Below are 25,437 nucleotides of genomic sequence, written 5' to 3' on the forward strand. Positions count from 1 at the left end.
CCGTCGGTTTCGCTAGAGTTCTCCGCGCGCGGCCAGCGCCACGATCCGATCCGCGGTGCGGCAGGCAATCGCCTGAATCGTGAGCGAGGGATTGACGCCACCGACGGTGGGAAAAACCGATCCATCGCAAATCCAGAGATTGGGGATGTCCCAACTCCGGCAGTCCGCATCGACCACGCTGGTCGCCGGATGATCGCCCATGCGCGCCGTGCCGTTCAGGTGGCACGTGTCGTCGGTTTCGCGCCATATCTGCTTGCCGCCAGCCGCGCCGAGTGCGTTCTCCATGAATCGTAGTGAATGCTCGATCAACCGCTTGTCGTTATCGCACAGCGAATAGGTGACGCGCGCCACGGGCAAGCCGTATTGGTCCTTCTCGTCTGCGAGCGTGACGCGGTTACGCTCCTGAGGCAGCATTTCGCCGACGATCTTCAGTCCGGCCTGATGGTTGTAGCGCCGCATTTCGGCGGCGAGCGCGTCGCCCCACAGTCCGCGTCCATTTTGCGCGGCGGCCCACGCATTCGGCAGCGGCCCCTGGCTCATATAGCTGTAGCCGCCGAAGAAGTCCTTGCCGGTGTCGGTGTAATTCCAGTGCTCGGTGATCGCGAGCGAGGGCGGCCCTTTGTACCAGCGGATTTCATCCTCGAAGCTGCCGTATACGGCCTGGTTCGCCTGCACCATCAGATTCTTGCCGACCAGTCCCGAACTATTGGCGAGGCCGTCCGGAAAGCGGCTGTTGGCCGACATCAGCAGCAGGCGCGGTGTTTCGATTGCATACCCGGCCACCACCACATGTTTGGCACGCTGAAACCGCCAGCGCCCTTCGCGTAAATAGTCGACTCCGGTGGCGCGGCCCGCGTCGTTGGTGACGATGCGCCCCACCATCGCGAGGTCGCGTATCTCCGCACCCGCGCGCACGGCCCGCGGAATCCAGGTCACCAGCGCGCTTTGCTTGGCATTGGTGGCGCACCCGGTGACGCAGAAGCCGCGATAGACGCACGGATGCGCCTTGCCCCGGGGCGCGGACAAGGTGGCCAGCGGCGTCGCGGTCCAGCCGATGCCGAGCGCCTCGCACCCGCGCGCGAGAATCATCGCCGCGGCATTCAACTCATGCGCGCGGCATGGGTAACGCGGCCGCTTCGGCCCCCACGGATAGTTGACCGGCCCGGATATTTTCAGCGCCTCCTCGACTTCGCCGTAGTATCGCCACATGTCGCGCCAGTCGAGCGGCCAGTCGGCGCCGTAACCCAACACGCTGCGTGACTTGAACCATTCAGGTCGAAAGCGCAGCGATACCATCGCAAAGTGGACGGTGCTGCCGCCGACCGCCTTGCCGCTATTGTTGTGGCCGAGCTTGAGAGGATTGTCACCGTCGCAGAGGCGCTCGTCGGTCCAGAAGAGTTTTTGCTGATGCGTTTCGTCGGAGGCGAATTCTTCCAGTGGACGCCACCATGCGCCCGCGTCAAAGCCCACCACGCGAAAGCCGCGCTCGGCCAGCCGGCATGCCAGGGTGCCGCCGCCCGCGCCGGTGCCGACAATCGCGAAGTCTACTTCGTCGTCGTCCGCATACTCGCGCATGGGCAGCCAGCCGCCGCGCTCGAAGACATCGGGCGCGCGGCCGTTCCTGCCTCGCGGCTGTTCCAGCGCCTCATCGAACACGGCGATTCTCCTTGCGGGCTTTTTCTTCGTTGCCGGGCGTGGCTTCCGCGGCTTCCCAAGGATCGCGCCGGTTGTAATAGAGGCGCACATAGCCGCGCGGATTGGCGGGGCCGCCGAAGCCGATTTCACTCCACGCATGAGGATGCGAATAGTAAAGTCCGCAAATGTCGTGCAGCACGCGCTCGCTGAAAAACAGTTTCGACGGCATGCCTTGCCACGCTTCGTGCTTCAGTTGGCCGCGCTGCATTTGCTCGAGGAGCGTGTCCTGCATGGCACGTTCGAGACTCGCAAAGGGAAGTTCGTGCGCGGCGCGGCTTTCCGCATCGAGTGCGGCAAGGCCAATTTGCCACGCGCGCTGCATGGGCGGCAGACCGGCGTGACGATAGCCATCGCCCTGATTCGAATGGACGCGCGTGTCGAGCATGCCGGCAATCGGCACCCTCGGCGCGGCGTCGGCCTGCGGCACGATGCGCGAGCAGAGGGCGCACACCGCCCGCCATTGCACGGCGTCGAAAAATCGCGGCTCGGCCGGTGTCGCAAGCCGCTGTGCGATGACCTCGCGCGTCGGTTCGTCCCACGACGGTGTATCGCGTTTGTCCAGAACATCGTAGCCGGGGTAGTCCGTGCCTCGGGTCTTTTTGTCGGTCACGTTTCGGTTCTCCTCAGCCGCAACGCGGCGAGTCCCGCGAGCGCCAGCGCCGAAAAACCCGGCGGAGCCGGTAGCGGCGGCCCCGCAAACAGGTTCTGGCTCCAGTTGCGCCAGCCGCCCTGGCGGCGCGCGATGCCACGAGCGTGGAATGCCATGCCGACGAAGCCGAGTGCCGCGGTCACACGCAACCATGCTCTGGCCAGCCAGCGCTCGCGCGGTGCGCCGAGCGCCGCTTGCGCGAGCAGCGCGGCGGCGACGGGTGGCACGCATACGGGCGCGTACATCGCACGGTGCTGGAAATTGCCGCGAAAATGCAGCAGCGCAGCTTCGCCGACGGTGCCGATCAAACCTGCGCTGACCAGCAGCGCGAGCGCCTGGCCTGCCGGCATGCCGAGCAGTTGCGGATCGTGCGCGGGTTCGTTGCGCAGTCTTTCGGCCACCGCGCCGAGCGCGCCGGAAAGCAGCAGCGCCATCGGCGCGCCGATGGGCGCTGCGTGAAACAGATTGTTCCAGCTCCAGCCGCCGGGCCGTTTCGTCACGTTGTAGACATGGAAGCCGGTGCCCGCGATACCCGCGGCCGCCGCGCCCAGATAGATGCCGTGACGGATCTGATGGGTGCGCTGCCGGTGGTCGCGTCCACCATGCAATCCGGCGCCAACCGATAGAGCGGCGCAGACTAGCGGCGTGTACATGGCCGGGTTGTCGAAGGAGCCGCGATAGTGCTCCATAGCGCTATCGGCCAGCACCGAGAGCGCCAGTAGCGCCGAGCTATGATTGAAACTGCGGGCGGCCTGAATGTGCATCTTGCGTGTGGGCATCAGCGCAGTGTGCACGGATGGAACATGAACCGCCGAACGGCCGTGCTGGGGACGACGGGCAAGACCGGCGACGGCGATTGCGCCGGTGGCAGCCAGTAGCAAACCTGCGATCGGGGATGAAGCCATTGTTGTCGTTATCCCTTGCTGGAAACTATTTCACCAGATATGGCGCGGCATCGGCGTGCCTGAATTCGAGCCCGCAGCCAGGTCGCGACAGATCGGGCGCGATCGCACCGTTCCGCGCGCGAGGCGCCCCGTCGAATAGCATGGACTCGATGCGCACGTGATCGTGGAACCACTCCTGATGCAGCAGACGCGGCACCGCGCAGGCGACGTGCAAATGCAGAGCGGGCGCGCAATGCGCCGAGAGCGGCACGTGAAACGCGTCGCATAGCGTGGCCGCCTGCATGAAGCCGGTCACGCCGCCGCAGCGGCTCGCATCCGCCTGCAGCACATCCACGGCGCCCATGGCGAGCAGGTGGCGAAAATCGTCGGCGGTGTAGCCGTACTCGCCCGCCGCGATCGCCATTCCGGCCGGGGCGTGCTCGCGCACGAAACGCAAACCCTCCCGGTCATCCGACGAAACCGGCTCTTCGAACCATTGCACGTCGTAGTCGGTGAAATGCTGGGCAAACCACGTGGCGCGCTGCGGTGAGAAAGCACCGTTCGCATCGACGAACAGACCCGCGTCATCGCCGATTGCAGTGCGGGCGACCTCGACTCTGCCCACGTCTTTCTCCGGTTCACTGCCGATCTTGATCTTCACCCAGCGGCAGCCGTCGCGCTCGATCCAGCCGGAAAGCTGCTCGCGCATCTGCGCGTCGCTGTAGGTGGTGAATCCACCGCTGCCATACAACGGCACGTGCTCGCGAACGGAGCCGAGCAGGCCGACGAGCGGCACATCGAAAAGCTTCGCCTTGAGGTCCCATGTTGCGCAGTCGAGCGCCGCGATCGCGCTTGCAGCGAGACCCGAGCGGCCGATATTGCGAACCTGCCGCCACAGGGTTTGCCAAAGGGCAGGGAGGTCCAGTGCGTCCTGCCGCAAGAGACATGGTGCGAGCGTGTCTTGAATCAGATCGACCGTGCAGGCATCGCTGTATGTGTATCCGAGCCCGCTCCGACCGGCGGCATGCACATCAACGACGATCAGCGTGGTGGCGTCCCACACGAACGTGCCATCGGCTTCCGGCGCGTCGGTCGGAATGCGATAGGCGTGCGCACTCACGTGATCGATAGGTGCCCGCGATGCGCCGGGATGAGACGGGTAAATCATCGCTCGCTCACTTGTCGTGATGACCTGGCAGCACGGCGCCGAGCACCTGTTTTGCCGTTTCGACGATCACGTTGCCTTCGTTGGGATCTCCCTTCATTAGCGTCGACGCGAATGCCTTGGCCTGCGCGAGCGTGATATGCGGCGGCAGCGGCGCGATATTCGGATCGGCCTTGACCTCGATCACCACGGGGCGGTCCGCCGCGAGCGCTTCGTCCCACGCCGCGCCCATCTGTTCAGCGTCGTCGACATAGATGCCCTTGAGGCCGATCAGCTCCGCGAACTTGTGATACGGCACGGAAGGAATGTCCTGCGACGCCGCGAATTTCGGATCGCCTTCCATCGCACGCTGCTCCCACGTCACCTGGTTAAGATCCTGGTTGTTCAGCACCATGCAGATCCAGCGCGGATCGGACCAGCCTTGCCAGTACTTCGACACCGTGATGAGCTCGGCCATGTTGTTCATCTGCATCGCGCCGTCTCCGACGAGAGCAATCACCGGCCGCTCCTGATACGCGAACTTGGCGGCGATTGCATACGGCACCGCCGCGCCCATCGAGGCGAGTCCGCCCGACAGCGAGCACATCATGCCGCGCTGCACTTTCAGGTCGCGCGCATACCAGTTCGCCACCGACCCGGAGTCGCTCGTGACGATCGCATTCGCGGGAATCCGTTTGGACAGTTCCCAGACGGTGCGCTGCGGATTGACGGCGTCCTTGCCTGGTTCATGCGCGCGTTTGTCGAGCGTTTTCCACCAGTCATCGGTCCAGCCTTCAATCCGCTTGCGCCAGGCGCGATCCTTCTTTTCTTCGAGCAGCGGCAGCAGGGCGCGCAAAGTTTCCACGCTATCGCCCACCAGGTTGACTTCCATCGGATAACGCAGGCTCAGCATGTCGGCCTTGATGTCGATCTGCACGCCGCGCGCAGCGCCTTCCTTCGGCAAAAATTCAGAGTACGGAAAACCCGAGCCGATCATCAGCAACGTGTCGCATTCGGCCATCAGGTCGTAACTGGGTTTGGTACCAAGTAGTCCGATCGAACCCGTCACCCATGGCAGATCGTCGGGCAGCACCGCCTTGCCGAGCAGCGCTTTGGCCACGCCCGCGCCGAGCTTTTCGGCGACGGCCATCACTTCGTCGGTGGCTTGCAAGGCGCCCGCGCCGACCAGAATCGCGACCTTCTTGCCAGCGTTCAGTACATCGGCGGCCTGTTGCAGATCGTCCTGATAAGGTACTAGCCGCGGCGCGCGATAACCGACGCCCGAATGCAGCGTGCCGTGCTTTCTACCAGGGGCTTCGTAAGGCAAGTCTTGCAGGTCATTGGGCAGGATCAGCGCGGTGACTTTGCGTTCGGAGATCGCGATACGCACCGCGCGATCGACCAGATGACGAACTTGCGCGGGCACCGTCGCCTGCTCGACGAAAGCGCCCGCGACGTCCTTGAACATCGAGACGAGATCGAGTTCCTGCTGATAGTGGCCGCCGAGCGCCGCGCGCGCCTGCTGGCCGGCGATCGCCAGCACCGGCATATGATCCATGCGCGCATCGTACAAGCCGGTAATCAGATGGGAAGCGCCCGGACCTGAGGTCGCGATGCAGACGCCCAGCTCGCCTGTAAATTTGGCATGTGCCGACGCCATGAACGCGGCCATCTCCTCATGGCGTACCTGGATGAATTCGATTGGCCCGGCTACGTCGCCGTTTTTGCGTTCGCGTTTGTCGCTCTTCCTTGCTTCCGCTTGTGCGCGGTTCAGCGCGCCGAATACGCCGTTGATGCCGTCGCCAGGATAGCCGTAGATGCGCCGGACGCCCCACTCGTGAAGTCGTTCAATGATGAAATCGCCGACAGTTTCGGACATTGCAGGCTCCTTTTGCTCGAATAGCGTGAGGGGAAGTGGCATCCTTCGGCGAGCAAATGTTGTTCCGCGTATTCGAAGGCTCGACGTAAGGCGGAGTGAAAGGGAATTGTTTTCGCTCTTGCGTGCAACGTAAGCGCCCGGCGTTGGAGCAGAACGTGCTGTTGCAGGGCGTCACGAGTTGTCTTCGACCGAATGAAGGCTTACTCTCATCTGCCCTTGAGCCGCGGCCGTTTTACGGCCATTGGTTGCTCGCTTTCTGCCTTTTGCTGAGGGCGCCTGTTGCGCCAGCGGCTCTTCTCGCGCCGCAGGATGCGCTTCACCCTGCCGGCGTTCGGGCACTCTGGGACCGGACCTCACTCATCTGATGAGCCACCAGACCATCGCATCTGGCGCGCTCGCGTGGGGACGGCGGACACCGAGCCGACGCGACAACGGACATTTCCGCGCTTTCCCGGCGCAGAGCGTCTTTCGACGCTTACGAACGGGCCGGCCACGTTGAGGTCGACAGGGCAACGTTTCAACGCAGATTTTCTGCGTGAGGTCGGGTGACAGTGAATACGTGGTCTTGCTATCTGAATCAACACCAGCAACTGATCGCCTGCAAAAACTTCCGGACTTTTGAGCTCAATGCAGTCACCGTGCGGCGCATCGATGCGGCCGAAAGGGCCGCGGTGCGTGTCTGAACCGGAAACTCGCAACGTATGCTGCACGTACTGATCGTCGCGCGCGGCCTCATAAAGCCCTCAAGGGCTCTGCCGCAGTGAGGTTACCGGGTCAAGCAGCGGCGATATAGACAAGACGCGGGGCTCGACGAGCGAAATAGCCATCGATATGGACCGGCCGGAGCCGTTGGTGCGTGGCGAACCGTCACGCTTCGCTTCAGCCTGACACCGCATTCGGTTGTCCTGGTTGCAGGGGAGAAGCTTCGTCTCGACATAGCCAAGCGGCACCAATCTACTGCGTAGCGACGTAAGCCGCGATTACAAACAGTTCGACATGGTCGTCCCGCCGTACTTCTTGCGCAACACCATTCACTATGATGAATAGAGCTATTTCGAGGTGGGGCTGGTGAGTTCAGCAGGCACTCGGCGGCCGACGCGGCGGCTGGGCGGTGGTCTTTCATTAAGGACCAGTGCGAGCCAGCGAGCGACCCTGTCGCCTGCCTTATTGTTCACCACGCATGGAAAAACGCACTGACTCGGTGCCGAAATGCGTCGTCTCCGTGCACTTGTCAGCCATGTCGCGACGTTGGCTTTACAGCTTTACCGTGGAAAGCGGTTGTGCGTAGGGCTTTTGCGATTCGCTTCACACCTGGCACGCACTTCGCTTAATAGGCAGCCAGAGTAGAAGCGGCTAGCGACCGGCGGATCTTGCCGGAAACGTGGGGCATTGCTCTTGGGGCGCACCGTGCGCCCGCGTCGATCTTCGTGTCGACGTTTGAACGGAACCGTCCGGTTTCGCCAACAAGGAGCGCGCGATGTATTGCCCCGATTTCTCACGAACGATGTGCCTCACCGCCTGCGCGGTTGCGCAACGGCGTGGGCATTCGTGCGTGCATCGCGCGATGCTCTTTGTTGCTCTATCTCGGCGATTCCGTTCCACACCATCCAAACCATCCACATGTTGTGTGTCCTCACACGGAGTTTTGTCATGCGTGTTCTGAGCCCTTTGCATTTGCTGTCCCGCGTATTCCGCTTTTTCGGTTCTCACCGCTCATTCGTCGCACGCAGCGTGTCTGCGGCGAGTCTGGCCGGTGGGCTGATTGCCGCGCCGTTTGCCCATGCTGCGGATCACGTCACTTTGCTCACCAACTGGTATGCACAGGCCGAGCATGGCGGTTTCTATCAGGCAGTCGCGGCCGGTATCTATCAGAAGTACGGGCTCGACGTCACGATCAAGATGGGCGGCCCCCAAGTGAACGGCATGCAGTTGCTTGCCGGCGGTCAGGCTGATTTCATGCTCGGTTACGATTTTCAGACGCTATCGAGCGTCGAGGCAGGGATTCCGGTAACGACCGTTGCGGCGGCGTTTCAGTACGATCCGCAAGGCATCCTCACGCACGCGGACGTGTCGAGTCTCGCGGGGCTGAAAGATAAAACCATTCTGGTGGCCGGTTCGGGGCGCACCAGCTGGTGGCCCTGGCTCAAAGCGAAGTACGGCTACGCGGACGCCCAATCGCGCCCGTACACCTTCAACCTGCAACCGTTCTTCGCGGACCCCAATGTGGCGATGCAGGCCTATCCGTCGTCGGAGACCTACCAGGCCGAACAGGCCCATGTTCCTGCGCATTTTTTCCTGTTCGCGGACGACGGCTATCCGCCGTACAACACGACCATCGTGACGATGCGCGACACGCTGAAGAACAAGCCCGATGTGGTGGCGCGCTTCGTGAAAGCGTCGATGGAAGGCTGGAAAAGCTATCTGAACGATCCGGCGCCGGGCAATGCGTTGATCAAGAAAGACAATCCGCAGATGACGGACGCGCAACTCGCGTATGGTGTCGCGCAATTGAAGAAGCTGAAGCTGGTCACAGGCGGTGACGCGGCAGCATTGGGCATTGGTGCGATGACCGACGCTCGCTGGAAGAAGACGTTTGAGTACATGGTCGGCGCAAAGCTGCTCAAGCCCGCTACTGACTACCACAGTGCGTACACGCTGCAGTTCATTCAAAACGCCAAGGTGATGCCCTAAGCGCAGGCTCATTATCACTTGACCACTCTTCTCTGATATCTCGCTGTATGACCGGGTGTTCCTCCCCCGCACACGCAGACAACCGAAACATGCTGTTGAAGGAGATTCGCGATGCTCGTCACCCGTCAAAAGGTTTTACGCCGCTTCTGGTACGCCATCATGCCGATGGCCAAACTCGATGAAGGTCCGCAACCGTTCACGCTGCTCGGTGAGCCGATCGTGCTTTGGAAAGGCGCGGGCGGCAAGCCGCATGCGTTGCGAGATCGCTGCTGTCATCGCACGGCAAGATTGTCGAAGGGTTTTGTCGATGGCGACGGCAACATTGCATGCGGCTATCACGGCTGGACCTATGACTGTTCCGGTCAATGCGTGAAGATTCCGCAGAACAACGGCACAGCGATTCCATCGCGCGCGGTAGTTCAGGCGTATCGCTGCGAAGAGCGCTACGGCTACGCGTGGGTCGCGCTCGACGAACCGTTGCAGCCTATCCCCGAGTTCCCCGAGGAAACAGCGCCCGGTTATCGCCGCATTCTGCAGTTTTACGAGCGCTGGGAAACGAGTCCGCTGCGGATGATGGAAAACTCGTTCGACAATTCGCATTTCAGCTTCGTGCATAAGTCGAACTTCGGTCTCTTCGACAATCCGAAGCCATCGAAATACGAATTCCGTCCTAACGAGTGGGGCTTCGAAGCGCAGACGCACGTTCCCGTGCGCAATCCGCCGGCGAGTCATCGCGTGACGGGCACGGTCGAGGAAGTCACCGAGCGGCATCTGACCAACCGCTGGTTCATGCCGTTTGCGCGGCGCTTTGGCTGCGTATATCCGGCAAGCGGCGTGCATCACATCATCTACAACTGCGCAACGCCGATCGACGATCGCACGCTGATGCTGTCGCAATGGCTCTTCCGCAACGACAGCGAAGAGGCCTGTTCGACGCAGGAACTGATCGACTGGGACCGTCCCATCACCGATGAAGACCGCGACATTCTCGAAGCCACGGACTACGACGCCTGCATCGACGTCCGGCGCCAGCAGGAATGCCATATGGAATCGGATCAACCGGGGCTGCTGATGCGTCGCATGCTGCTGAAGCTGCTGAACGATCACGGCGAGAGCGAAGTGTTTCGCGTCGAAACGGAGGCGTGACGATGGAAAGCATCAACAGGAATTCCGCTCGATCCGGCGAGCACGGCCAGCCTGAAATCATGCAGGCGGCCAAAGCGCCGTTACTCGCCGTACAGCGCGTCGACAAGTGCTATCCGAACGGTACCGTCGCGCTCGAAGACGTGCGGCTCACCATCGCGCCTGGCGAGTTCGTCTCCCTGCTCGGACCATCGGGATGCGGCAAGAGCACGCTGCTGAAGATGTTCGCCGGCATCGAATCGCCGACACATGGCCATCTGCGCTGGTGGGGGCAGCCGTTCGAAACGATCGGCTCGCCGGGGCGCCGTATGTCGATGGTCTTTCAGGAAGCGACCTTGATGCCATGGGCAACCGTGGCCGACAACGTGCGCTTGCCGCTCGATCTCGCGCAGGTTCCTCGCCGCGAGGCGGACGCGCGCGTTGCCGACGCATTGGCAGGCGTTGGGCTCGAGAAATTCGGCAAGGTGCTGCCGCGCGAACTTTCCGGCGGTATGCAGATGCGCGCCTCGCTGGCGCGCGCGCTCGTCACCGAGCCGGATCTGCTGCTGCTCGACGAGCCGTTTGGCGCGCTCGACGAATTCACCCGCAACCGGCTCGACAGCGACCTGCGCGCATTGTGGCAGCGGCGCGGCATGACCGTGGTGTTCGTCACCCACAGCATTTATGAGGCGGTGTATCTGTCGAGCCGCGTTGTCGTGATGCAGGCGCGGCCAGGACGCATCATCGCCGAGGTGCCGATTGAAGGACCGCTCGAACGGGACGATGCGTACCGCGTGTCCGCCCCCTTCATGCAGGACTGCAAGACGCTCTCCGAGCTGATCACCGATGCGCACCGCGCATCGATTTCGACCGGGCAAACAGAGGTGCAATCATGACAGGCGAAGTGCTGCGGGCTCATCCCACTCAACGCGCGGCGGCCGCGAAAGTCCCCACACGAACGCCGATATTGCAGCGGCCGGGTGTTGCGAAGGCGATCGCGCCGTGGCTGGTCGGCATGGTGTTTCTGGCGCTGTGGCAGGGCTGGTGCGTGCTGTTCAAGGTGCCTGCGTATCTGGTGCCGTCGCCGGTGGCGATTGTCGGGCAACTGATCCAGGATGCGCCGTTGTTGTTCGGCAGCCTGCTCATGACCTTGAAGATCACATTGCTGGCCTTCGCGCTCGCCACGGTGTTAGGCGTAGTGATTGCGCTGCTGTTCGTGCAAAGCCCGTTGATCGAAGCGAGCCTGTTTCCGTATGCCATCCTGCTGCAGGTCACGCCGGTGGTGGCGATCGCACCGTTGATCATTATCTGGGTGAAGGACACGACTGTCGCGCTCGTGGTGTGCGCAACGTTGGTCGCACTGTTCCCGATCATCTCGAACACGGCGCTCGGACTGCGTAGCGTGAACCCCGGTCTCATCAATCTGTTCAGGATCAACCGTGCCACGCGTTGGCAAACGCTGATGCGGCTACGCATACCTAGCGCGTTGCCGTATTTCTTCGGGGGACTGCGCATTTCCAGCGGTCTGTCGCTGATCGGCGCGGTGGTCGCCGAGTTTGTCGCCGGCACAGGCGGAAGCGGCGCGGGGCTGGCTTATCAAATCCTCCAGGCAGGCTTCCAGCTCAAGATTCCACGGCTGTTCGCCGCTTTGCTGCTGATAACGGTAACGGGCGTTCTACTGTTCGGCATCACGGCCTGGGTGTCGCGTATCGGGTTGCGCGGATGGCACGAGAGTCAACTTTGATTCGCTTTCGCTCCACGCACTACGCTACTGGTCTATTTATCGTTCAAACCCTATGCAAACTAACGAAACGCAAGGCTCTATCCTGATCCGCAATGCCGCTGCCATCATGACCGGCGGCAGTGGCGACGCGACCGATCCCGCGCGCGTGAGCGGCCCGGATATCCGCATTCGCGGCGAGACGATCGAAGCGATTGGCGCATTGTCCCCGCGCCCAGGCGAGGCGGTTGTCGATGCAACCGATTGCGTGATCTACCCGGCGTGGGTCAACACGCATCATCATCTGTTCCAGTCGCTGCTCAAAGGCGATAGGGCCGGTCTGGACGCCACGCTCACGCCCTGGCTCGCGGCGACGCCGTATCGCTTTCGCGCGCTCTTCGACGAGCAGCGCTTCCGTCTTGCGGCGCGCATCGGTCTGATTGAACTGGCACGTTCCGGTTGCGCGACCGTCGCCGACCACAACTACGTTTATTACCCGGACATGCCGTTCGACAGCTCGGCCATCCTGTTCGAAGAAGCGGAAAAGCTCGGTCTGCGATTTGTTCTGCTGCGAGGTGGTGCCACGCAAACGCGGCAACTTGAAGCGGATTTGCCTACCGCGCTACGTCCCGAAACGCTGGATGCCTATATCCGTGATATCGAACGTCTTGCCGCCACATATCACGCTGCTTCCCCACGGGCGATGCAGCGTGTCGTCATGGCACCTACTACCGTGCTGTATTCCATCTCGCCCACGCAGATGCGCGAGACCGCGGCGGTGGCACGCCGTCTCGGGCTGCGTCTGCATAGTCATCTCTCCGAGACAGTGGGCTACCAGGATAGCGCGCACGACCTTTACCGGCGTTCGCCGGTTGCGTTCTGCGGCGAGCACGACTGGCTCGGCAGCGACGTCTGGTACGCGCATCTCGTGAAGGTCGATGCCGACGAAATCGCCATGCTCGCGCAAACGGGTACAGGAGTCGCCCATTGTCCGCAAAGCAACGGTCGCCTTGGTAGCGGCATTTGCCCGGTTCGGGAGATGGCGGATGCGGGTGTGCCGGTGTCGATCGGCGTTGACGGCGCTGCGTCCAACGAAGCCGCCGACATGATTTCAGAAGTACACATGACGTGGCTCGCGCAACGCGCTCGGCTCGGAATGGCGGCCACACCGCAATTTCGCGGCGGCAGTTTCGAAGGCGGCGCGCATGCGGCGAGCGTGGAAGACGTCATTCATTGGGGCACCGCGGGCGGCGCGCAAATCATGGGCCTCGACGAAGTGGGCAAAATCGCGCCGGGATACTCCGCGGACATCGCCATCTATCGCCTCGACGACCCGCGTTACTTCGGCCTGCATGATCCCGCCATTGGACCGGTGGCCTCCGGTGGTCGGCCGTCTTTGGCCGCGCTGTTTTCGGCGGGGCGGCAGGTGGTCCGCAATGACGAGATCGACGGGGTGGACCTCGCGCAGCTAGGGCGCGAGGCGAGGGCGGCGGTCAAGGCCTTGCTCGCCGAGGTGGATGGCTGAGCGCTGGTTCGGTAGTACGCAGTTGATTGGCGAGCGTGATCGTCTCACCGATGAATCGGTGTGGTATCGGCGTCGCTTTACACGCCGTTCGCGGCCGCCTGCTCCTCACCGGCCTATGCGCAGGCGGCCGGCCGACGTGCCGCGCGAAGGCGACGCCGGCCGCGCGGTTGAAGCGTTCGAAAAAGGTCGAGCGCAACGGTGCGGCCTTCTTCGTGAGTTCGCCCACCCTCCATGCATTTGTCGGGTGTTCGTGCATCCCAAAAGACGGATCACCAGCAATTTCATCGGCCACATGTTCTGACGCGCTAGACTTCCGCCTGCACACATCTTATCCCCGACACGGACTTCACGGTCCTTCAAGGAGAAGCAGCGGCATGGACCGGATGGCAGCAATGGAAACGTATGTCAGCGTAGTGGAGGCGGGCTCGTTCTCGGCAGCCGCAAAACAGCTCAAACTCGGGCAACCGGCCGTCTCGAAGTCGATTGCGCAACTCGAAGAGCGTCTCGGCGTGAGACTCCTTTTGCGCTCGACACGCGGACTGACGCCCACCGATGCGGGACAGCGCTTCTATGAGCACGCAAGGCGCGCAATCGAAGAAGTGGACCTTGCAGAACATCTCGCGCGCGACGCGTCTACCGGATTGTCCGGCGTGCTGCGCATCAGCGCCGCCGTGACCTTCGCGCGGCTGCATATCCTCCCTGCGCTCAAGACGTTTCTCGATCGGCACCCTGATTTGCAGATCGATATCGTGCTGGACGATCGCACCATCGATCTGCTCGAGAAAGGCGTGGACGTTGCCCTACGCATGGGATCGCTCGACGATTCGACGATGACCGCACGCCGCATTGCGCAAAGCCGCCGGCTGGTTGTCGGCACGCCCGCGTATCTCGCCGAAGCGGGCGTGCCGACAACGCCTGCGGACCTCAGTCAGCATCAGGTGATCGTGTATTCGTTGCGAGGCGGCGGCGAATCGTGGGCGTTCAGCCAGCACGGCAAGGAAGTGGCGGTGGTCGTGTCCGGGCGCGTCAGCGTGAGCGCCGCCGAAGGCATGCGTACGACGGTGCTCGGTGGACTGGGCCTTGCGATCGCGTCCGAATGGATGTTCTCCCCGGAACTTGCCCAAGGCACGGTTCAGGCGGTATTGACCGACTGGGAATTGCCCTCGATCGACCTGTGGGCGGTCTTCCCGGCCGGACGTCTGGTGAGTGCGAAAGCGCGAGCGTTCGTCGCGTTCGTGGAAGAGATACTCGGTACCGCTGGCAGCAGCAACGGCGGCACGTCCTCAGAAAGCGAGCTTGCCGATTGACGCTCCGCCGTCGACATAGAGTGTCTGACCGGTCATGAAAGCGGCCGCGTCAGAAAGCAGAAATTCGATGGTCGCGGCAATCTCATGAGGCTGGCCGAAGCGACCCATGGGCACTGCGGACAGATAGCGCTTTTCGCCCTCGCTCCCCGGCGGATTGTTCGCGCGAAACAGCACGGTTTCGGTCGGACCGGGCGCGACGGCATTCACCGTGATGCCCGTGCCGGCCAGTTCTAGCGCCCACGAACGCGCAAAACTCACCAGCGCTGCTTTGGCCGCTGCATACGCCGTGCGCTGCGTCATGCCGAGAATCGTCAGGCTGGAAATGTTCACGACGCGTCCCCAGCCGCGTGCCCGCATACCGGGAAGCAGCGCCTGTACGGTCTGCACGGCAGGATGCAGATTCAGCGCGAGAACGTCGTCGAGATCGTTTAGTGCGATTTCACCCAGACGCTGCGGCCTGACTAGGGCGACATTGTTCACCACGCCATCGAATGGATGACGACGCACCAGATCATCGAGCACCGCACCCGTTGCGGAACGGTCGGCCAGATCGACGTGGACCAGTTCGCCCGGAAAATCGCATGCTTCGCGCGCGAGACCCACCACATGGTGGCCGTCGGCAATCAGCCGTTCTGTCAACGCAAGGCCAATGCCCTTGGTCGCGCCGGTTACGAGAAATGTACGCTGTGTCATCAAATGTCCTTTACGAACCGGAAAGAATCGAAAAGCCGCAACGGGTTCTCCGGCGCGGCGAGGTGATTGCTGAGCGTTGAGCGGGTAGGCTCAGGCGTTGGCCGTCGCTTTTTCCAGCACCGGGAACATGTCCGACGGGTCGGGACGACGCGTGTAATCCGGGTTGACCTCAGAATAGAGCACGATGCCATCCTGTCCGATGACGTAGCGCGCGGGCATTGGCAAGGTCCAGCTCGGGTCGTTATTGAACGCCGGCAGATCGTTCTTCAGGTTCTTGTACAGCTCGACCAGATAGTCGGGCAACGCGAAACGCAGGCCAAAATTGGCGCCCGTCTGACCGTTCACGTCGCTCAGCACCGGAAAACCCAGTTCGTTGGTGCGCACCGACTTGCGGCTGTTGACCGGCGTTTGCGGCGAGATCGCCACGACGTTCGCGCCGTAGGCCTGAATCGCCGGCAGCACTTCGTTGATCGCCTGCAGTTCAATATTGCAATACGGGCACCAGACGCCGCGATAGAACGTCACCACCAGCGGGCCCTTCACCAGCAACGCAGCGGAAGACACGTCATTGCCATCCTGATCTTTCAGGTTGAAATGCGGTGCGCGGTCGCCAGCCTTGATCGCGCGGCCCGCCTGCCCGCTCGCAATCAGCTCTGCCGTGGCGCGTTCCATCACCGGATGAATCTCCGGCGGCGCGCTGAATGGCGGCTTGCCCGCCTTGAAGTCGGCCCGGAATGCGTCGAGTTTGTCTTGCAGTGACATGAGTGTTCTCCGTCGAGAGGAATAGAGGAATTGAGAAACTAACGAGTCGGTGGATTCAGGCCGCCGTCCGGCGTGCGGGCCAGCGTAGCGTTGGAGTAAGCGTTTTTATAGCGGTCGAACGTGGACATCGCGGTTCCTCGGTACATTTCGGCATGGAACTGGACGGGAACCACCTGGGCTCCCGCAAACGACTTAGGCGGCGACAGCGACCGGTTTGGTCCACTCGTTACCGGCCATGAAGCCGTCGAGTTCAGTGTGGACGATGTGATTGGTGTAGTTGCTCATCACCTTGGTTGCTACGCCCAGGATTACTTCGAGGACGTTCTTACGGGTGTAGCCAGCGGCGAGAAACGCGTCGACATCGGCGTTCGGGACGAAGCCACGCTCACGGACCACGAGCGTCGTGAAGCGATGCAGCGCTTCGAGCTTTGCATCCGGCAGCGGCGTGCCGGCGCGCAGCGCGGCGATCACGCCTGCGTCCATCTTGATCATCTTTGCCAGCGTGCTGTGACCGGCCATGCAGTAGCGGCAGTTGTTCTCGAAGTTCGAGGTCAGGTAGACGACCTGCTGTTCGTGCGGAGTCAGCGTGCTCTTCGAGAACAGGTCCCACAGCGCCGAGTAACCGGCCAGCAGCGCCGGCGATTCCGCCATATGCGCCTGCAAGTTGGGGACAAAGCCGAAGGCGCGCTTCGTGTCTTCGAGGCTGGCCTTCGAGGCGGCCGGTGCGTTATCGATCGTGTACGTTTGGAAGTTGCTCATCGTTTTGCTCCTGTTGGTCGACGGTGAGCAAATGATGAAGGTCAGCGCCTTTTCGAAGAAGGCAGGCGCCGTTGATAACAGTCATTCCTGGGAGGCATAAAGCGAGGAGGGCATTGAACTGGACGAGCCGGAGAACGCTGAGAGTCCCCCCGTGCCGGGATGAATTCGTTGAGGGCTGGTCGACTGCTTTCGATCAGTCAACTTTGGGGCGGGACCGACCGCTTTAGGTTCGAAAGCGGGCACACAGGTCGCAGGGGAGCCATTGGCTGCTCAGCCCCAAGAGCGGCGACACCGTCTCCCATATCGGCATTGGAGCCGGGTATTACACCGCGATATTGTCTGCGCTCGTGGTTCCGGGAGGGCGTGTCGAAGCTTTTGAGATCGACCCCGCCCTAGCTGAGAAGGCGCGCGACAACTTGCGAGCGTTCGAAGGCGTGAGTGTGACGCATGGCGATGCGACAACGCTGCCAGTCCCTTCGTCCGACCTGATATACGTTAATGCTGGTATCAAAGTTTTGCCACGATCATGGCTGCTGGCGCTTCGACCGCAAGGGCGCCTGATTTTCCCCTGGCGCCCAGCTGAAAAAGTCGGCGTTGCTGTGCTGCTAACGCGAACTGACGCTGGCTTCGCGGCAAGACCTTTTATGCCCTCCTGGTTTATCCCATGTGTCGGAGGCGCGGGAACGTTTGATGACGCAGTGAAGGACCCAACTCTTGACGATGCCTGGGCTATTCAATCTGTTCGGCTTACCTCCAATAGAGCGCCCGATGAAACCTGCGTCGCGGCATACCGGCACCTTTGGTTCTCGTCGTCACCGTTGCATTAATCGTTGTAGCGATCCGTCGGCGCATACTAGGCGTCGAGATTCAGCAGGCGTCTGACTGTAGTGGTCTAATTTCCTCGGACAGGTCGATAGGGGGACAATCCGGAATCGACGAGGAAAAAGAGCAGGATGACAAGAAGGCGCCGACAATTTGACACCAGCTTCAAGCTGGAAGTGGTACGGATGGTACGGGACCAGGGGTTATCGGTCAGCGAAGTCTGCCGGTCGATGGACCTTGTTGAGACAGCCGTGCGGCGCTGGGTGGCCCAGTACGACGCAGAGCGTGCGGGCGGCCCCGGCGAGGGCAAGCCGTTGACGGCGGAACAGCAGCGCATCCGGCAACTTGAAGCGGAGAACCGGCAATTGCGCGAGGACAATGCGCTGCTAAAAAAAGCGTCGGCCTTCTTTGCCCGGGAACTGAAGTGAGTTACCGCGTGGTAACTCACTTGCAACAGGAGGCCGTATCGGTCAGTCACGCCTGCCGGGTGTTGGAGGTGAGTCGCTCTGGCTACTATGCGCACCAGCGCGCTAAGCCGAGTGCAAAGAGTCTGCAGGAGCGGACCCACGTCAAGGCAGCATTCGTCGCCAGTGGCGCGAGCTATGGCAGCCGCCGTGTGATGCATGCGCTGCGGGAGCATGGGCTGCATATTGGTCGCTACCGGGTGCGGACGCTGATGCGCGAAGCGGGCCTGCGCACGAGCTGGAAGCGCAAGTTCGTCTCGACGACCGACAGCAGGCATACGCTACCTGTCGCGGAGAACGTGCTCGACCGGAAATTTGAGGTCGCCGAGCCCAACCGCGCGTGGGTTTCGGACATCACGTATATCCGCACGGCGCAAGGCTGGCTGTATCTGGCGGTCGTACTGGACCTGTACTCACGCAAGGTGGTCGGCTGGTCCATGGCGCCGACCATGCCGGCCGCACTGGTCATTTCGGCACTGACCATGGCGCTGCAGCAGCGTCGGCCAGCGTCAGGCCTGCTCCTGCATTCGGACCGGGGCAGCCAGTACGCGAGCGATGAATACCAGGCCTTGCTCAAGCAGCATCACGTGGTTTGCAGTATGAGCCGCAAAGGAAATTGCTGGGACAATTCGGTAATGGAGCGGTTCTTCCTGAACCTGAAAATGGAGCGCGTGTGGCAGCGTCAGTACGCCAACCACGATGAAGCACGGCGCGACATCAACCAGTACATCGTCGGTTTTTACAACGCAGTACGCTTGCATTCGACTTTGGGCTATCTGTCGCCCGTTGCCTACGAGGCAAAACCGACAGTAAAAGAACCTATCAGCCTGTCCGAAATAACTTGACCACTACAGACGGTCCGTTTAGACATCAACGACTGGCTCTTCCGGGTCGCCTTATGCCGGTCGCATATCGGCATCGAGCGGCGGTAGATCGAGGTCCGCATCGGGCTGGGTTCGGCCCACAAGCAGCCTGTCGAAATGGCCACGCAGATCGTCGACAATATTCAGGTTAGCCGTAGAGCCCAACGCAATTTTCCCAAGGGTCGCGCAGCATGCACATCCGCGTTCCATCTTCCACTTGGCCTGGCCCACGATAAAGCGTGGCACCTATGTTCAAAAAATGCTTTAGCGATTCATCGAAGTCATCGACGGTCCAGTAGACGACTGTGCCCGCCGATCCCGCCGATAATTTTGCATCGGCGGGAACAATTTCGAGTCTGATGCCATTGAATTTGAGGTATGTCAGATTGAACTCTTCAAGAAAGCGCCTCTCAGCGCCTCGAAAAGCTGACTGGTACCAGTCCAATGCGGCCGGCACGTCTGGCACATACACAAGCACTGCACATATTTGCGAGTTCATGCGGGTTCTCTTTTGTGTCGTCGCTGAACGAGGTGGAGGAAGATCGCGATTCGCGATATTGGTCGAAAAATCTGCTTTAGCAAAGTGGGCAACCTAATTGTTGAACCGAGAGAGCGCTTTGTCGGTACCCATTTGTCCGCTATGGTCGAGGCATGAAAATCGCATAGGGCTGTGGCCGGCCAAAATCCGACGTCCATCGATGGAGAACGAATCGCCGACAATCGGTTCCCTCGTAGCAGGGCCGTTCTCGTGCGGCGGTTGCGCACTCGCACTTGCACTCGCACTCGCACCCGCCGCATGCCGCGCCTTATCAAACCGTACCTATCAGCGCTCGGGAACGACGTCGAACGGTGTAGCCAAGATTGCAATCGTCGCAATTTTTTTCTTCAAAACGTTGTGTAGACTCTTATCTCGGAAAAACTGCTTACGCGCCAATGGCATTATTTTTCTTTGATTTCGTTCAGGTGCGCGCAAAGGGACAGCAAATCAATGGACAAGAATACCCAGGCTGCCGCTCCGGACTCTATCGGCCAGAAAATCACAGAATTACTCGCTGCGATTAACTCAAACGACCGCCTTGCAGTTCGAGCGTTTCTGGATGAAAACGTCGTCTCCCCGCCGGCTTCGCAGGAACATCCTGCCCGAAACGATCTCGAATGGTTGCTTGGCCTTTTCCGAATTACGCAGGGCGTGGACTTACTGTCCGTCGCCGAAGATACGAGTAACCCGACGGTGGTGGTCACCGTCGAGGACCGAGTGTACGCGGGATGGCACGAAATTCGATTGATTATGGAATCTGGTGGGTCAGGACGCATATTCGAGATGACCGCGAGGCCAACTCTCACGCGAAACGCAACTCGGACACAATTGGCCACGACGGATTTGGCTGAGCAGGCACGCGAACTCTGCGTGAAAGGATTCAATGCCGGTGTGTTTTCCGGGGCGGTGCTCATTGCGCACGGGGGTGAGGTTCTGTTCGAATATGCATGTGGTCACGCAAACAAGCGCTTTCACATTAATAATGGTCCGGATACCAAATTCAACCTGGGGTCCGCGAACAAGATGTTCACTGCCGTTGCGCTCGCGCAGTTGACAGAGACCGGTCAGATCAGCTTTGAGGACTCTCTCGACAATTATTTGAGCGATGAGTGGCTTCCTGCCTCCGTGTCGAGTGGGGTAAAAATAAGACACCTTCTTACCCATACCTCTGGGTTGGGAAGTTACTTCAATGAGACATTTTTCAAGACTTCCCGCGATCTTTTCCGCAGCATAGACGACTTCAAAGTACTCGTTCGGGACGACAGCCCTGCGTTCGAGCCCGGAAGCGAGTTTCTATACAGCAACAGCGGTATGTTGCTGGCAGGTGCCGTTATTGAAAGGGTAACAGGTACGGACTACTTTAGTTATGTTCGCGATCGAATATTTGTTCCGTGCGCAATGTTTGACACCGACTGCTACGACATCGACGACCCCATCGAAAATCTCGCGATGGGCTATGTTCCCACATCGCAGAATCGGTCCGGGTGGCGCGAGAACATATTCGCCCACGTTGCCAAAGGCGGACCGGCAGGCGGCGGTTTCTCAACCGTTCGAGATCTTCACCGATTCGCCACGTCGCTCTTGTCCGATCGCCTGATCAGTCGCAAGACACGTGATTTGCTGTGGAGAGATCACATCGGGGCGCAGTATGGGTACGGATTTTTTGTAAGTGGTGAGGGGAGCGACTTAAAGGTCGGCCACGCTGGTGGTTTTCCGGGCATCAGTGCAGACTTCGAGATTCAACTGAATGGCGGTTTTGTTACAGTTGTGTTGTCTAACTACGACCTTGGAGCATTGGAACTATCACGGCGCCTACACGAGCTAGTTGACCAAATATATTTTTGAATTGTCTCGATTCTCGCAACCAGCTGCCCTCCGCTGAATCTGCTTCAGCGGCCGGCACGACCGTCGAAGATGAAGTTGAATGTCCGCTCTGGAATCCGTCGAAAGACCGCTGTGGGTCGACTACTGTCAATTACCCCCCCGGGCGCCACCGATCTTCTTCAATCGCCTGTCCTACGCCTGGATTGTTATTCGGGCTGCAACCGTGCGGACGAGAGTGGCGCGCCATTGTCAAGTCCGCTTTCACGGTCGAAAGGCTGCAGGCCGTCAGTCAGATAGATAGTCACTTTGGGCGTGGCGACCTTCGGGCCGACGCCCGGGCAGGCAATGTCGTCCGCGCGGGGGATGGTTATGGTCGAGGAGAATCGTTGTGCTGTGGCGATCACCGCTTGGTCAGCATGCGGACGATCTTCTGCACGATGAGCTCATGCTGCTCCAGCGCCTCATCGAGCGTACGTGCTCCGTAGCTCTTGTTGTCTCGCGCTTCCATTCCGGCGACGCGCGTCACGAACAGCGAACCCTCCCCGGTTTTCGGTTCGGACACACCGCGGAAGCGCGTGGTGACCGTCACACCGGATTCGTCCAGCAGCGTGCGGCGGAAGATCAGTTCGTTCTCTGTCATCCAGCGCGACCACTCGCCGCGATCGAACACCTCGACAGGTCTGTTCTTCGCATCGAGGACATAGAAGCGTTCCCTGCCGGACGGGACGGAGCGTGATTTCATATTTCAATGCGAAGGTGTGAGCAGGAAGCCGATCACCTCCCGCCACCAGGTTTCGTCGACGCGGCCGATCCAGTCGTTATGTTCAGCCGCCCTCACCACTATCAGTTGTCTCGGTTCGGCCAGCGAGTTGTAGAGTGCTTCGCCGAAGCGCGGGGGAACGATGCTGTCGCGCTCCGCAACCACGACGAGAACAGGGCGCCCGAACGACGCCATATGGGTCACGCTGTCGTATCGGTCGCGCAGCAGCCATTTCACGGGCAGCCACGGATAGTGATAAGCGGCGACGTGCTCAAGCCGATCCCATGGCGTGATGAGCAGCACGCCAGCGGTCTTGTCGCGTTCACGCGAGCCGGCGGCGGCCGCCACGCCGGCCCCGAGCGATTCGCCGAGGAGCAGCAGCGGCGCGCCATAGAGCCGATGCGCCAGCGCGATGGTCTGTTGGGCATCACCGACCAGACTCTCTTCGCCCGGCGTGCCGTCGCGCGGCCCGTAGCCTGGATATTCGGCGAGGATCACGCGCAGCCCGAGCCGCGTGAGCGGTGCGGCGTAGAACGAACGGTGTCCGGCATGCCCGGCATTGCCATGAAAGACGATGACGGTGGCGCGCGCGGATCCGAGGGGCTCGGCCACGAGGCCGCGGAACGCCTCAGGTGTCGGCCAGGCGCGAAGTACGCTGGAAACGACGTCCCCGGCTGCAGCCTTCTCAGGGAAGTAGATAAAACGATCCGGCAAAATGGCGACTCCTGCGAACACAATCAGGCACGCAACGGTGAGACACAACATCAACCCGGTGAATTTCATCGCCTTGAGCCCGATCCACGATCGGTTCAGTAACGAACCCAGTTTAGCGTGCATTGGCCACCGCTTAAGTCCATGCGTGTTGTCGCGAGCCACGCGCTGACGGCGCCGGGAGGGACGGCTCTAAGGCAACGGGCAGTCGGCAACGACGCCCCCCGCTTGCGCAGTGAACCGTGGACCAGTCTTGTGCTGCATACTTCAGTGAGTCACACCACCGAAAGCATCGACGGCGAGCGGCCTTGTCGTTTCAAGATTGGACCGGCCTCGGCCGCGAGGTGTCATTCATTCGACGCGTCGCTCGGACATTCAGACGTCGGCTCCCCTTGGCGAACGGCCATTCGCTGGGCCGCGTCTCTAAAATATTCCCATTGCGCCTTCCACACTGCGCACCATCGATACGAGGCGCGGTCCTACGTCGCCTTCCAGTTGTCCTTCTTTCAACAAATACGACGGTACACCACAATTGAACACGAGGATCTCACCGTCGGCGGCGGGTTTCATAGGCACGGCGACCGCATGGACTTCGCGCCGCAGATCGCCATATGACGCGCAAAAACCGTGCTCCCGAAAATAGTCGATGCTGCGCAGCACGCGCTCGCGGAACGTGGCCCAATCGTCGGGCGACTTGACTGCGATCTCGTTGAGTAAGGCTTCTCGCCGCTCCGTGGGCAGCGCGGCGAGAAGCGCGCGGCCCATCGCGGTGCGCACGATCGGATAGCTTAGCCCGATATCAGGTGGTAGGCCGAGCGGCGTGCTGCTGCGGCTGCTCTCCAGATAGACGACGCTTAGTCGGTCGCGCATACCAAGGGACACCGATCCCCGAACGTGATCCGCCAGTTCCTTCATCGACGGCCGGGCGATCTGCCGCACCGCAAGGCTCGCGAGCAGCGGATAGCCGAGCGTCAGCACGGCCGACCCAAGCTGGAACTTGCTGTTCATGCGGTTCACCCGCAGATAGCCGAGCCGGGTCAGGGTGTAGGTGAAGCGCGAGATCGTCGCCTTGGTCATGCCGGTGCGCGCGGCGAGTTCCGCATTGCCGAGTTGCGAGTCGCGCGGCGTGAAGCAGTGCAGGATGTCGAGGCCGCGCGCGAGCGTCGTGGCGAACTGGCGGTCGCCGTCGAACTCGTCGGGCGTGTAGCGCGCCTTCGAATCCAGGTAGTCGCTCGCGACCGGTGCGGTTTCCGGTGCGTCGTTGTGTGCCATGATGCCTCCTGTCGACTGCGTTCATTGTGACGCAAGCGTTCTGCATATCCAAACTGTGTTCAGCAGAGTCGAACAAAGCTGCCCGTCCGGACGAAAAAGTCCGATAGTAGGTCCATAAATCGACCTTTATCACGGAGACAGCTAATGAACAGCGGAAACACCGATTTCGACCAGATGCTCGCCGATGTCGCGCGTTTCGTGCACGAGGAAGCGATTCCGCGTGAGAACGAAATCGAGCAGACCGACGCCGTGCCGGACGATCTCGTGGAGCGCATGCGCACCCTTGGCTACTTCGGCTGGAGCATTCCGCGCGAATTCGGCGGCGCGGGGCTGACGACGGAACAGCTCGTGCGCGGTGCCTTCGCGTTGTCGCAGGCGTCGGTGGCGTTCCGGGCGCGGGTCGGCACAAATACCGGCATCGGCTCGGAGGCGCTCGTCGCAGACGGCACCGAAGCCCAGAAGCGGCGCTATTTGCCGCCGCTCGCGTCGGGCGCGCTGACGGGCGCGTTCGCGCTGACCGAGCCAGACGCGGGCTCCGACGCCACGGCGCTTCGCACCACCGCACGCCGCGACGGCGACCACTACGTCCTCGACGGCAGCAAATGCTTCATCACGAATGCGCCGATCGCGGGTCTCTTCACGGTGATGGCGCGCACCGATCCGTCGATGCCCGGCGCGGGCGGGATTTCCGCCTTCCTCGTCGAGCGCGGAACGCCCGGTCTCTCGACGAGCGAGCCCTACGCGAAGATGGGCCAGGCAGGTTCACCCGTCGGCGATGTCCATTTCGACGCTTGCCGCGTGCCGGCGGCTGGTCTGATCGGCGGCGCGGAGGGCCAAGGCTTTCGCACCGCGATGAAGGTGCTGAACAAGCAGCGCATCCATCTCGCGGCGCTGTGCACCGGCCCCGCGATCCGCATGCTCGACGAAGCCGTCGCCTACACGTCGCGCCGCGAGCAGTTCGGCAAGCCGGTGGCGGAATTCCAGCTCGTTCAGGCGTTGATCGCCGAGTGTCAGACAGAGATTTACGCAGCGCGCTCGATGATCCTCGAAAGCGCGCGCAAGCGCGATGCCGGCGAGGATGTCGCACTGGAGGCGTCGATGTGCAAGATGTTCGCCTCCGAGATGTGCGGACGGGTCGCAGATCGCGCGGTGCAGATGCTCGGCGGACGCGGCTATCTCAGGGGCAACGCGGTGGAGCGTTTCTATCGCGATGTGCGCGCTTTCCGTATCTATGAGGGCACGACGCAGATTCATCAGCTGAACATCGCGAAGATCACGCTGCGCCGCGCGGCGCAGACGCCCGCGGCACAATCCAGGGACGGCGTCGCTATGACCGCCGCGTGTGCCGCATGA

Annotated in this window: 21 protein-coding genes and 1 pseudogene; 9 read left to right on the forward strand and 13 right to left on the reverse strand. The window is 61.4% G+C overall.

Going from position 1 to position 25,437, the window contains the following annotated elements:
- Positions 1-12 precede the first annotated feature (12 nt).
- The 5 genes from B0G69_RS36005 to B0G69_RS36025 are packed head-to-tail and all read right to left on the reverse strand — an operon-like array spanning position 13 to position 6,251.
- A complete protein-coding gene (locus B0G69_RS36005) occupies positions 13-1,656 on the reverse strand; it encodes a GMC family oxidoreductase (protein WP_121324826.1) in 1,644 nt (547 codons plus the stop codon).
- On the reverse strand, positions 1,646-2,305 hold the full coding sequence (locus tag B0G69_RS36010) for a gluconate 2-dehydrogenase subunit 3 family protein (RefSeq protein WP_121324827.1): 660 nt from the start codon (positions 2,303-2,305) through the stop codon (positions 1,646-1,648). Before B0G69_RS36010 ends, B0G69_RS36005 begins: the two co-directional genes overlap by 11 nt.
- Positions 2,302-3,249, reverse strand: coding sequence for a hypothetical protein (locus B0G69_RS36015; RefSeq protein ID WP_121324828.1), 948 nt, complete (start codon positions 3,247-3,249; stop codon positions 2,302-2,304). Before B0G69_RS36015 ends, B0G69_RS36010 begins: the two co-directional genes overlap by 4 nt.
- A gap of 25 nt (positions 3,250-3,274) precedes the next feature.
- A complete protein-coding gene (locus B0G69_RS36020; RefSeq protein ID WP_121324829.1) occupies positions 3,275-4,396 on the reverse strand; it encodes an enolase C-terminal domain-like protein in 1,122 nt (373 codons plus the stop codon).
- A 7-nt stretch (positions 4,397-4,403) separates the two neighbouring features.
- Positions 4,404-6,251, reverse strand: a complete 1,848-nt coding sequence (locus B0G69_RS36025) for a thiamine pyrophosphate-requiring protein (RefSeq protein ID WP_121324830.1) — start codon at positions 6,249-6,251, stop codon at positions 4,404-4,406.
- A gap of 1,650 nt (positions 6,252-7,901) precedes the next feature.
- Here B0G69_RS36025 and B0G69_RS36030 point away from each other — a divergent pair.
- The 5 genes from B0G69_RS36030 to B0G69_RS36050 all read left to right on the forward strand — a co-directional run bounded on the left by B0G69_RS36030 (position 7,902) and on the right by B0G69_RS36050 (position 13,309).
- The gene (locus B0G69_RS36030; RefSeq protein ID WP_121324831.1) at positions 7,902-8,942 is read left to right on the forward strand and encodes an ABC transporter substrate-binding protein; all 1,041 of its coding nucleotides are present in this window, start codon (positions 7,902-7,904) and stop codon (positions 8,940-8,942) included.
- A 111-nt stretch (positions 8,943-9,053) separates the two neighbouring features.
- Positions 9,054-10,088, forward strand: a complete 1,035-nt coding sequence (locus B0G69_RS36035; protein ID WP_121324832.1) for an aromatic ring-hydroxylating dioxygenase subunit alpha — start codon at positions 9,054-9,056, stop codon at positions 10,086-10,088.
- A 59-nt stretch (positions 10,089-10,147) separates the two neighbouring features.
- Positions 10,148-10,960 (forward strand): ABC transporter ATP-binding protein, encoded by an 813-nt coding sequence (locus tag B0G69_RS36040; RefSeq protein WP_121325126.1) that lies wholly within the window; start codon positions 10,148-10,150, stop codon positions 10,958-10,960.
- A gap of 119 nt (positions 10,961-11,079) precedes the next feature.
- Positions 11,080-11,808: an ABC transporter permease gene (locus B0G69_RS36045; protein WP_241991702.1), complete on the forward strand. Its 729-nt coding sequence runs from the start codon at positions 11,080-11,082 to the stop codon at positions 11,806-11,808.
- A gap of 52 nt (positions 11,809-11,860) precedes the next feature.
- Positions 11,861-13,309 carry an amidohydrolase family protein gene (locus B0G69_RS36050; protein ID WP_121324833.1) on the forward strand — a complete coding sequence of 483 codons (1,449 nt, stop codon included), beginning with the start codon at positions 11,861-11,863 and terminating at the stop codon, positions 13,307-13,309.
- Here the strand turns inward: B0G69_RS36050 and B0G69_RS42435 are convergent.
- Positions 13,278-13,565: pseudogene (locus B0G69_RS42435) on the reverse strand (hypothetical protein); the annotation flags it as partial. The gene B0G69_RS36050 and the pseudogene B0G69_RS42435 sit on opposite strands and share 32 nt — an antisense overlap.
- Before the next feature lie 118 nt (positions 13,566-13,683).
- On the opposite strand from B0G69_RS42435, the gene B0G69_RS36060 reads away from it, so the two are divergent.
- Complete coding sequence (locus B0G69_RS36060; RefSeq protein ID WP_121324835.1) at positions 13,684-14,616, forward strand: LysR family transcriptional regulator; 933 nt, start codon at positions 13,684-13,686, stop codon at positions 14,614-14,616.
- On the opposite strand, the gene B0G69_RS36065 is transcribed toward B0G69_RS36060, so the two are convergent.
- The 3 genes from B0G69_RS36065 to B0G69_RS36075 all read right to left on the reverse strand — a co-directional run bounded on the left by B0G69_RS36065 (position 14,593) and on the right by B0G69_RS36075 (position 16,830).
- Positions 14,593-15,309 carry an SDR family oxidoreductase gene (locus tag B0G69_RS36065; RefSeq protein WP_121324836.1) on the reverse strand — a complete coding sequence of 239 codons (717 nt, stop codon included), beginning with the start codon at positions 15,307-15,309 and terminating at the stop codon, positions 14,593-14,595. The genes B0G69_RS36060 and B0G69_RS36065 overlap by 24 nt on opposite strands.
- A gap of 90 nt (positions 15,310-15,399) precedes the next feature.
- Positions 15,400-16,071, reverse strand: coding sequence for a peroxiredoxin-like family protein (locus B0G69_RS36070; protein ID WP_121324837.1), 672 nt, complete (start codon positions 16,069-16,071; stop codon positions 15,400-15,402).
- Positions 16,072-16,263: 192 nt separating this feature from the next.
- Positions 16,264-16,830, reverse strand: a complete 567-nt coding sequence (locus B0G69_RS36075) for a carboxymuconolactone decarboxylase family protein (protein WP_121324838.1) — start codon at positions 16,828-16,830, stop codon at positions 16,264-16,266.
- Between the two features lie 953 nt (positions 16,831-17,783).
- Here B0G69_RS36075 and B0G69_RS36085 point away from each other — a divergent pair.
- Positions 17,784-18,961 (forward strand): IS3 family transposase gene (locus B0G69_RS36085; RefSeq protein ID WP_199731125.1). Its coding sequence is split into 2 segments (ribosomal slippage): positions 17,784-18,051 and positions 18,051-18,961, totalling 1,179 coding nucleotides; the frame shifts between segments, so codons are not numbered across the junction.
- A 166-nt stretch (positions 18,962-19,127) separates the two neighbouring features.
- Here B0G69_RS36085 and B0G69_RS36090 read toward each other — a convergent pair.
- Positions 19,128-19,478: a VOC family protein gene (locus B0G69_RS36090; RefSeq protein ID WP_121324840.1), complete on the reverse strand. Its 351-nt coding sequence runs from the start codon at positions 19,476-19,478 to the stop codon at positions 19,128-19,130.
- Positions 19,479-19,967: 489 nt separating this feature from the next.
- On the opposite strand from B0G69_RS36090, the gene B0G69_RS36095 reads away from it, so the two are divergent.
- On the forward strand, positions 19,968-21,362 hold the full coding sequence (locus B0G69_RS36095; RefSeq protein ID WP_121324841.1) for a serine hydrolase domain-containing protein: 1,395 nt from the start codon (positions 19,968-19,970) through the stop codon (positions 21,360-21,362).
- Between the two features lie 379 nt (positions 21,363-21,741).
- On the opposite strand, the gene B0G69_RS36100 is transcribed toward B0G69_RS36095, so the two are convergent.
- The 3 genes from B0G69_RS36100 to B0G69_RS36110 all read right to left on the reverse strand — a co-directional run bounded on the left by B0G69_RS36100 (position 21,742) and on the right by B0G69_RS36110 (position 24,084).
- The gene (locus B0G69_RS36100) at positions 21,742-22,083 is read right to left on the reverse strand and encodes a hypothetical protein (RefSeq protein WP_121324842.1); all 342 of its coding nucleotides are present in this window, start codon (positions 22,081-22,083) and stop codon (positions 21,742-21,744) included.
- A 3-nt stretch (positions 22,084-22,086) separates the two neighbouring features.
- A complete protein-coding gene (locus B0G69_RS36105; RefSeq protein ID WP_121325128.1) occupies positions 22,087-22,884 on the reverse strand; it encodes an alpha/beta hydrolase in 798 nt (265 codons plus the stop codon).
- Between the two features lie 351 nt (positions 22,885-23,235).
- The gene (locus B0G69_RS36110; protein ID WP_121324843.1) at positions 23,236-24,084 is read right to left on the reverse strand and encodes an IclR family transcriptional regulator; all 849 of its coding nucleotides are present in this window, start codon (positions 24,082-24,084) and stop codon (positions 23,236-23,238) included.
- Between the two features lie 144 nt (positions 24,085-24,228).
- On the opposite strand from B0G69_RS36110, the gene B0G69_RS36115 reads away from it, so the two are divergent.
- Positions 24,229-25,437, forward strand: a complete 1,209-nt coding sequence (locus B0G69_RS36115; protein ID WP_121324844.1) for an acyl-CoA dehydrogenase family protein — start codon at positions 24,229-24,231, stop codon at positions 25,435-25,437.

Origin of the sequence: Paraburkholderia sp. RAU2J, from assembly GCF_003634845.1 — a bacterium.
GTDB classification, from domain to species: Bacteria; Pseudomonadota; Gammaproteobacteria; order Burkholderiales; family Burkholderiaceae; genus Paraburkholderia; species Paraburkholderia fynbosensis.